A 9,041-nucleotide genomic window follows, 5' to 3' on the forward strand; every position below is an offset into this window, starting at 1 on the left:
CCGCGCCCGTTCCTGCAGACGCTGTCGCACTACGCGCTCGACTGGCGCCACGTCGATGTCACCCTGGTCGACGACCGCTGGGTGGCCGACGCCGACGACGCCAGCAACGCCCGACTGGTGCGCGACACGCTGCTGCAAAACGCGGCCGCCGGCGCGCGCTTCCTGCCGATCGTCGACACCGCCGCCACGCTCGATGCCCACGTCGCCGCGCTGAACGCGAACCCGGCGTACGCGCTGCCGAACGTCGCCGTGCTCGGCATGGGCGAGGACGGCCACACCGCCTCGATCTTCGCCGACGCGCCCGAATGGGAGCAGGCGATCACCACGCCGGCGCGCTACGTCGCCGTGCATCCGGGCGCCGCGCCGCACCCGCGCGTGAGCCTGTCGCTCGACGCGCTGCGCCGCGTCGACCGGCTGTTCCTGCTGATCTCGGGCGCGCGCAAGCGCGAGGTGCTCGAAGCCGCCGCCGCCGCGCCGCAACGCAACGCGATTTCCCAACTGGCCAACGACAAGGGGACCCAGCTCGATGTCTACTGGTGCGCAAACTAAGCCGCTTGCCGGCCAGCACGCCGACGGCCCGCGCCTGCTCGCCGACGTGGGCGGCACGAACGCGCGCTTCGCGCTCGAAGTCGGCCCCGGCGAAATCACGCAGATCCGCGTGTATCCGGGCGCCGATTACCCGACGCTGACCGACGCGATCCGCAAGTATCTGAAGGACGTCAAGATCGGCCGCGTCAACCACGCCGCGATCGCCATCGCCAACCCGGTCGATGGCGACCAGGTGCAGATGACCAACCACGACTGGAGCTTCTCGATCGAGGCCACGCGCCGCGCGCTCGGCTTCGACACGCTGCTGGTGGTCAACGATTTCACCGCGCTCGCGATGGCGCTGCCGGGCCTGACCGACGCGCAGCGTCAGCAGGTCGGCGGCGGCGCGCGCCGCCAGAACAGCGTGATCGGCCTGATGGGGCCGGGCACCGGCCTCGGCCTGTCGGGGCTGATTCCGGCCGACGACCGCTGGATCGCCCTCGGCAGCGAAGGCGGCCACGCCAGCTTCGCGCCGATGGACGAGCGCGAGGATCTGGTCATGCAGTACGCGCGCAAGAAGTGGCCGCATGTATCGTTCGAGCGCGTGTGCGCCGGGCCGGGCATCGAGGTCATCTATCGCGCGCTGGCGGCCCGCGACAAGAAGCGCGTGGCGGCCGGCGTCAGCACGCCCGAGATCGTCGATCGCGCGCACGAAGGCGACGCGCTCGCGCTCGAGGCGGTGGACGTGTTCTGCGCGATCCTCGGCACGTTCGCCGGCAACCTGGCGGTCACGCTGGGCGCGCTCGGCGGCGTGTACGTGGGCGGCGGCGTGGTGCTCAAGCTCGGCGACCTGTTCCTGAAGTCGCGCTTTCGCGAGCGCTTCGAATCGAAGGGCCGCTTCTCCGATTACTGCGCGAACATTCCGACCTACCTGATCACGGCCGATTACCCGGCGTTCCTCGGTGTCTCGGCGATCCTGGCCGAGCAACTGTCGAACCGCTCGGGCGGCGCGTCCTCGGCCGTGTTCGAGCGAATCCGCCAGATGCGCGACGCGCTCACGCCGGCCGAACGCCGCGTGGCCGATCTCGCGCTGAACCATCCGCGCTCGATCATCAACGATCCGATCATCGACATCGCCCGCAAGGCCGACGTCAGCCAGCCGACCGTGATCCGCTTCTGCCGCTCGCTCGGCTGCCAGGGCCTGTCCGATTTCAAGCTGAAGCTGGCCACCGGCCTGACCGGCACCATCCCGATGAGCCACAGCCAGGTGCATCTGGGCGACACGGCCACCGATTTCGGCGCGAAGGTGCTCGACAACACGGTGTCCGCGATCCTGCAGTTGCGCGAGCATCTGAATTTCGAGCACGTCGAGAAGGCGATCGAGATCCTCAACAGCGCGCGTCGCATCGAGTTCTACGGGCTCGGCAACTCGAACATCGTCGCGCAGGACGCGCACTACAAGTTCTTCCGCTTCGGCATCCCGACCATCGCCTACGGCGACCTGTACATGCAGGCCGCGTCGGCGGCGCTGCTCGGCAAGGGCGACGTGATCGTGGCGGTGTCGAAGTCGGGCCGCGCGCCCGAGCTGATGCGCGTGCTCGACGTCGCGATGCAGGCCGGCGCGAAGGTGATCGCGATCACCTCCAGCAACACGCCGCTCGCCAAGCGCGCGACCGTGGCGCTCGAAACCGATCACATCGAGATGCGCGAATCGCAGTTGTCGATGATCTCGCGCATCCTGCATCTGGTCATGATCGACATCCTCGCGGTGGGCGTCGCGATTCGCCGCGCCGCGCCGAATGCCGAGCTGAACCAGGCGGTGACGCAGGCCAAGGCACGCGCGGGCGACGACGAATCGTCCGACGTGCTCGACTGGCTGAGTCACGGCGTGGCGCCGGCTGCCGCGCGCGACTGAGCGACGGCGACGGTGGCGGCCTGACCGCCGCCGCATGCAAAAAGGGCTGGCGCTTTCGGGCGCCAGCCCTTTTTTCGTTGCCACGCCGAATGCCGGCGCTCAGTCGCCGCGCACCGGCCGACCGTGCCAGCGCAGCACCAGCCGCCGCCCGACGAAGCACAGCGCACCGGTGATCGCGATCGTCACGCCCATGCCGAACGGCGTGCCGTCGGCCAACAAGCCCACCACCGCGCTCGCCACGGCGCCGAGCCCCAGTTGCATCGCGCCGAACAGCGCGGCCGCCGCGCCCGCGTTGTGCGGATAGCGCAGCATCAGGTCGGTCGAGCAGTTCGCCGACAGCAGCCCGATCACGCCCACCACGAAGAACAGGCCGGCCACGATCGACCACAGCCCGCCGATGCCGGTCAGCGCGAAGAACGCCACGCACAACGACGCCACGGCACTGACCAGCGAGGCCGCCGCGATCAAGCGCAGCGAGCCGACCCGCGCCACGAGCCGCGTATTGATGAAGTTGCCGATCATCACGCCGAGGATGTTCATGCCGAACAGCAGGCCGTAATGCTGCGCCGACACGTGGAAATATTCGATGTAGACGAACGGCGTGGCCGTGATGTAAGTGAGCAGCGACGCGAACGCCATGCCGCCGCACAGCATGTAGCCCCACGCAATCGGGTCGGCCAGGATGCGCCCGTACGACGCGAACGAGCTGAAGATCGCCGACGAGTGGCGCTTCTCCTTCGGCCAGGTCTCGGGCACTTTCAGGAACGCCGCGATCGTGCAGCCCACGCCGAACAGCGCGAGCACCACGAAGATCGTGCGCCAGCCCGCGAAGCGCAGGATCTGGCCGCCGATCAGCGGCGCGAGCAGCGGCCCCACCGAGGTGACGATCGCCACCATCGACAGCACCTTGGCCGCGTCGGCGGGCTCGTGCGCGTCGCGCGCGATCGCCCGCGACAGCACCGAGGCCGCGCCCGCGCCGAGCGCCTGCACGAAGCGCAGCACGATCAGCGCATCGATCGACGGCGCCACGAAGCAGCCCGCGCCCGCTACGGTAAACAGCATGATGCCGCCGAGCAGCACCGGCCGGCGGCCGAGCGAATCGGACAGCGGCCCGTACAGCAGCATGCCGATCGAGAAGCCCGCGATGAAGCTCGTCAGCGTCCACTGCACCGCGGCGGCGCTGGTGCCGAGGCTCTCGGCCACGGCGGGCATGCTCGGCAGGTACATATCGGTGCCGATCGGGCCGCAGGCGGCCAGTGCGCCGAGCAGCATGATCAACCGGGCGTCGGGCCGGCGCCGTATTGCATTCGACATGGGAGTTCTCGGCTGCGGCCGGAACTTCACGCGTGGCGACGCGCGGCCCGGCTCGGTGGACATGGCGGCGGGACAGCCGCCGTGAACGCTCGATTGTACGCGCGCCCTCTCGATCGCGATGCCGAGCCGCCCGTCGCCGGCTGCCCTGGAAGCCTTGCCGGCACGCCGGCGCAGGCGTTTCGGGTAAGCTCGCGATTCCGTGTTCGCGCACCACCCCGCCTCGTCCGGCGCCCCTCGACATGACCGCCTTCCTGCTGATCTGGAGCCCGAAAAAATGGCCCTGGCCCGAACTGCCCGAGGTCGCCGCGCGCGTGCGCGCCGGCGAAGCGGTGCAGGATGCCTGGGGTTGCGGCTTCTCGCGCAGCATCCTGCCCGGCGACCGCGTGTTCCTGCACCGCGTCGCGCAGGAGCCGAAGGGCGTGTTCGGCTCCGGCTACGTGACGCGCGCGCCGTACGAGGTGCCCGACGCCGGCACCCGGCGCGGCTACCGGCTCTGCATCGATTTCGTCTACGACTGGCTGGTGGACGGCCATCAGGAGGTGGTGATCGCGCGCGACGCGTTGCGGGTGCACCCGTTCTCGGTACAGACGTGGGACGCCCAGACCTCGGGCACCTCGATCAAGCCGATGGCCGAAGGCGCGCTCGAAAAGCGCTGGGCCGAGCTGACCGGCAAGCGCCGGCCGCCGCCGCTGCCGCGCTGAGGGCGGGCCGCCGGCCCGATGCCGGCCGCCGACCGCCGCGGCGACTCTTCGGTACAATCTGACGATCGTTTCGTCCGCCTGGGCGCGAGCGCGGTGCCCTGCCGCGCCGGCCCGGCCGCCGCCTCTCTACGCAGGTCCTATCCATGTCGAACAACCAAACCCTCTTCGAACGCGCCCAGCAGACCATTCCGGGCGGCGTCAACTCGCCCGTGCGCGCCTTCCGGTCGGTCGGCGGCACGCCGCGCTTCGTGTCGCGCGCCCAGGGCGCGCACTTCTGGGACGCGGACGGCAAGCGCTATATCGACTACATCGGCTCGTGGGGCCCGATGATCGTCGGCCACGTCCACCCCGAGGTGCTGGCCGCCGTGCAGGCCGTGCTGGCCGACGGCTTCTCGTTCGGCGCGCCGACCGAGGCCGAAATCGAGATCGCCGAGGAAATCTGCAAGCTGGTGCCGTCGATCGAGCAGGTGCGGATGGTGTCGAGCGGCACCGAAGCCACCATGAGCGCACTGCGCCTGGCGCGCGGCTTCACGGGCCGCAGCCGCATCGTCAAGTTCGAGGGCTGCTATCACGGCCACGCCGACAGCCTGCTGGTCAAGGCCGGCTCCGGCCTGCTGACGTTCGGCAACCCGACGTCCGCGGGCGTGCCGGCCGACATCGCCAAGCACACCACGGTGCTCGAATACAACAACGTCGCCGCGCTCGAAGAGGCCTTCACGGCGTTCGGCGACGAGATCGCAGCCGTGATCGTCGAGCCGGTGGCCGGCAACATGAACCTGGTGCGCGGCTCGCAAGCGTTCCACGACGCGCTGCGCGCGCTCTGCACCAAGCACGGCGCCGTGCTGATCTTCGACGAAGTGATGTGCGGCTTCCGCGTGGCGCTCGGCGGCGCGCAGCAGCATTACGGCATCCAGGCCGACCTGACCTGCCTGGGCAAGGTGATCGGCGGCGGCATGCCGGCAGCGGCCTTCGGCGGCCGTCGCGACATCATGGCCCACCTCGCGCCGCTCGGCGGCGTCTACCAGGCGGGCACGCTGTCGGGCAACCCGATCGCCGTCGCCGCCGGCCTCAAGACGCTGAAGCTGATCCAGGCGCCGGGCTTCTACGACGCGCTCGCGGCGCAAACCAAGCGCCTCGCCGACGGCCTCGCGGCCGAAGCGAAGGCGGCCGGCGTGCCGTTCGCGGCCGATTCGATCGGCGCGATGTTCGGCCTGTATTTCACCGACACCGTGCCGGCCAGCTTCGCCGACGTGACCAAGAGCAACATCGAGCGCTTCAACCGCTTCTTCCATCTGATGCTCGACGAGGGCGTCTATTTCGCGCCGTCGGCCTACGAGGCCGGCTTCGTGTCGAGCGTGCACGACGACGCCGTGATCGACGAGACGCTCGCCGCCGCGCGCCGCGCGTTCGCCGCGCTCGCGGCCTGACCCTCTCGACCCGGAGACGCGATGTTCTCGGAAACTGATTTCGCGCACATGCAGCGCGCGCTCGATCTGGCGTCGCGCGGGATGTACACCACCACGCCGAACCCGCGCGTCGGCTGCGTGATCGTCAAGGATGGCGCGGTGATCGGCGAAGGCCACACCCAGCCGGCCGGGCAGGATCACGCCGAGGTGCAGGCCATGAAGGATGCACGCTCGCGCGGCCACGACCTGCGCGGCGCGACCGTCTACGTGACGCTCGAACCGTGCAGCCATTTCGGCCGCACGCCGCCGTGCGCGCTCGGGCTGATCGACGCGCGCGTCGGCAGGGTGATCGCCTCGATGGAAGACCCGAACCCGCAGGTGTCCGGCAAGGGGCTCGGCATGCTGCGCGACGCCGGCATCGAAGTGCGCTGCGGGCTGCTGTCCCAGGAAGCGCGCGAGATGAATATCGGCTTCGTATCGCGCATGACGCGCGGCCAGCCGTGGGTGCGCATGAAAAGCGCCGCGTCGCTCGACGGCCGCACCGCGCTGCCGGGCGGCGAAAGCCAATGGATCACCGGCGAGGCCGCGCGCGCCGACGGCCACGCCTGGCGCGCACGCGCCTGCGCGATCCTGACCGGCATCGGCACCGTGCGCGAGGACGACCCGCAATTGACCGTGCGCGGCATCGATACGCCACGCCAGCCGCTGCGCGTACTGATCGACAGCCGGCTCGAGATCCCGCTCGATGCGAAGCTGATGAGCGGCGCGCCGATCCTGATCTTCTGCGGCACGCTCGATGCGGCCGGCGAAGGCCGCGCGGCTGCGCTGCGCGACCGCGGCGCCGAGGTCGTGCCGCTGGCCGACGTCAACGGCAAGGTCGATTTGCCCGCCATGCTGGCCATGCTCGGCAAGCGCGGCATCAACGAGCTGCATGTCGAGGCCGGCCACAAGCTGAACGGCTCGCTGCTGCGCGAGGGCTGCGTGGACGAGCTGCTCGTCTATCTCGCACCCACCCTGCTCGGCGACAACGCCGCCGGCATGTTCAACCTGGTCGCGCCGGCCACGCTGGCCCAGCGCACCACGCTGCAATTCCATACCCTCGACCGGATTGGCGACGACCTGCGCATTCTCGCGCGCTTCGTCGCGCCTTCGGCTCACTGAACCTGCTCACGGAAATCACACGATGTTCACCGGAATCGTCGCGGCGGTCGGCCGCATTGAAACCATCGAAGCGCTCGGCACCGAAGCCGATGCCGGCGTTCGGCTGATTGTGCAGGCGGGCGGCCTCGATCTTGGCGACGTCGCGCTCGGCGACAGCATCGCGATCCAGGGCGCCTGCATGACGGCCATCGCCACCACGGCCGATACGTTCACCGTCGACGTGTCGCGCGAGAGCCTGAACCGCACCGTCGGCCTGACCGAGGCCGGCGAAGTGAACCTGGAAAAAGCACTGCGCGCGCACGACCGGCTCGGCGGCCATATCGTGTCGGGCCACGTGGATGGGCTCGGCACCGTGACGCATTTCGCGCCGGTCGGCGAATCGCACGAGCTGCGCGTGCTGGCGCCGAAGGAGCTCGGCAAGTATCTGGCCTACAAGGGCTCGATCACGGTCAACGGCGTGAGCCTGACCGTCAACGCCGTGACCGACCGCGAGGACGGCTGCGAATTCTCGATCAACCTGATTCCGCATACGGTGGAGGTCACGACGTTGCGGCATCTGAAGGCGGGGGTGAAGGTGAATCTCGAGATCGACATGATCGCGCGGTATGTGGAGCGGATGTTGGGGGCGGACGCCCTCGTCACCGCCAAGTAACCGCATCACCGCGTCACCGCGCCGGCCGGCGCGGTGCCCCTTCCCGCCTCGCCCTCCCCGCTTCCCCCGCCATTTCCCTCGTCTCAACAATCTGTCATTAGAATACGGGCCTCGGGCGCTCGGGCCGGCGCCTTCCCGGACGCAATCCGCCCGCCCCGCGCGCCATCGGCAGCGCGGGCGGCGGCCGTCCTGCTCACCGCTTCCGAGGCAACGCCAAGGCGGTTCCGGCCGATATAACAAGCAGTCAACGCATACGGTTACGAATCATGGGAATCCAACAGCACCAGAAACGGGTGCCGGTCGGCGGCCTCGCGTTTCGGGGCAGCGCGTTCGCCGCGCTCCTGATCGCGATGCACGGCGTCGCCCGCGCGGACTGCATCGACGACGCCGCCGCGTTCGAACACGTCAGCGTCGGCCTGATGCGCGCCATCGCGCAGGTCGAATCGGGCACGCGCACCAACGTCATCAACACCAACAGCAACGGCACGACCGACATCGGTCTGATGCAGATCAACAGCTCGTGGCTGCCACGGCTGGCGCGCGAAGGCATCACCGAGCAGAGCCTGCTCGATCCGTGCACCAACGCCTACGTCGGCGCGTGGATCCTCTCGCAGAACATCCGGCAATACGGCCCGACCTGGAATGCCGTCGGTGCCTACAATGCGAGCTCGCCGGACAAGCGGCTCGCCTACGCGCAGAAGGTGTACGACACCGCGCAATCCATCTCCAGCACGCAGGACGCGTCCATGCCCATCCTCCCGCCCTCGTTCACGCCGCCGCAAACCTACAACCCGTTCGCGAGCCTCAACGTCCAGCAGGTCAAGGTTGCGCCGCAGGGCGCGGCGGCAGCGGCGGCCGCCGCGCGCAGGCCGGGAAGCCCCGGCGGCCCGGCCACCGCCGTGATCGCGGCATCCGCGCCCGGCGCCTACAACTTCGGCTGGGCCGTCACCGGCGCGGACGACGCCAAGCCGGTTCAGGTGTTCGACGACGGCGCGAAGATCTACGTGCAGTTTGCCGACATGAAGCGCATTCCGGCGATCTTCGCGGATACGCCGCGCGGCCGCGTGGTCCTGCGGTGGGAAGCGCAGCCGCCCTACGCGGTGATCGCATCGCTCGAATCGAAGCTGGTGTTCCAGATCGGCCCGGCCGAAGCAATCGCGCAGCGTTCGGCAGCCGGCGACGCCACCAAGCCGGGCAAGCCCGGCACGCCGCCGTTGCAGGCCGGCGCGCCCGCGGCACCCACCGCCACGGCGGCAGCCGCCGCCACCGCCGTGGCCGGCAAGAGCCCGGCCGCCGTCGATCCGGCCGCCGCGCGCAAGGCGTCCACGAGCGCGCTGTGGTACCTGTCGGTGCCGTCGACGGCA

Annotated in this window: 8 protein-coding genes; 7 read left to right on the top strand and 1 reads right to left on the bottom strand. The window is 69.8% G+C overall.

What is annotated here, in order from left to right; genetic code table 11:
* Both pgl and ACYP33_RS08815 read left to right on the top strand, forming a co-directional pair.
* On the top strand, positions 1–549 hold a 549-nt coding region (pgl, locus tag ACYP33_RS08810), incomplete at its 5' end, for a 6-phosphogluconolactonase (RefSeq protein WP_459621011.1).
* A complete protein-coding gene (locus ACYP33_RS08815) occupies positions 527–2,443 on the top strand; it encodes a bifunctional transcriptional regulator/glucokinase (RefSeq protein ID WP_414444150.1) in 1,917 nt (638 codons plus the stop codon). The genes pgl and ACYP33_RS08815, both read left to right, overlap by 23 nt.
* A gap of 99 nt (positions 2,444–2,542) precedes the next feature.
* Here the strand turns inward: ACYP33_RS08815 and ACYP33_RS08820 are convergent, their stop codons facing one another.
* Positions 2,543–3,757: a Bcr/CflA family multidrug efflux MFS transporter gene (locus tag ACYP33_RS08820; RefSeq protein ID WP_414450192.1), complete on the bottom strand. Its 1,215-nt coding sequence runs from the start codon at positions 3,755–3,757 to the stop codon at positions 2,543–2,545.
* A gap of 239 nt (positions 3,758–3,996) precedes the next feature.
* Between ACYP33_RS08820 and ACYP33_RS08825 the strand changes: the two genes are divergently transcribed.
* The 5 genes from ACYP33_RS08825 to ACYP33_RS08845 all read left to right on the top strand — a co-directional run.
* Positions 3,997–4,458: a hypothetical protein gene (locus ACYP33_RS08825; RefSeq protein WP_414450193.1), complete on the top strand. Its 462-nt coding sequence runs from the start codon at positions 3,997–3,999 to the stop codon at positions 4,456–4,458.
* 143 nt (positions 4,459–4,601) lie between these two features.
* Complete coding sequence (hemL, locus tag ACYP33_RS08830; protein WP_459621014.1) at positions 4,602–5,885, top strand: glutamate-1-semialdehyde 2,1-aminomutase; 1,284 nt, start codon at positions 4,602–4,604, stop codon at positions 5,883–5,885.
* A 21-nt stretch (positions 5,886–5,906) separates the two neighbouring features.
* Positions 5,907–7,025: a bifunctional diaminohydroxyphosphoribosylaminopyrimidine deaminase/5-amino-6-(5-phosphoribosylamino)uracil reductase RibD gene (gene ribD, locus ACYP33_RS08835; RefSeq protein ID WP_459621016.1), complete on the top strand. Its 1,119-nt coding sequence runs from the start codon at positions 5,907–5,909 to the stop codon at positions 7,023–7,025.
* A 22-nt stretch (positions 7,026–7,047) separates the two neighbouring features.
* A complete protein-coding gene (locus tag ACYP33_RS08840; protein WP_459621018.1) occupies positions 7,048–7,677 on the top strand; it encodes a riboflavin synthase in 630 nt (209 codons plus the stop codon).
* A gap of 266 nt (positions 7,678–7,943) precedes the next feature.
* Positions 7,944–9,041: lytic transglycosylase domain-containing protein (locus tag ACYP33_RS08845; protein ID WP_459621020.1), on the top strand; the 1,098-nt coding region annotated here is incomplete at its 3' end.

It is taken from the genome of Burkholderia sp. 3C (assembly GCF_054589155.1).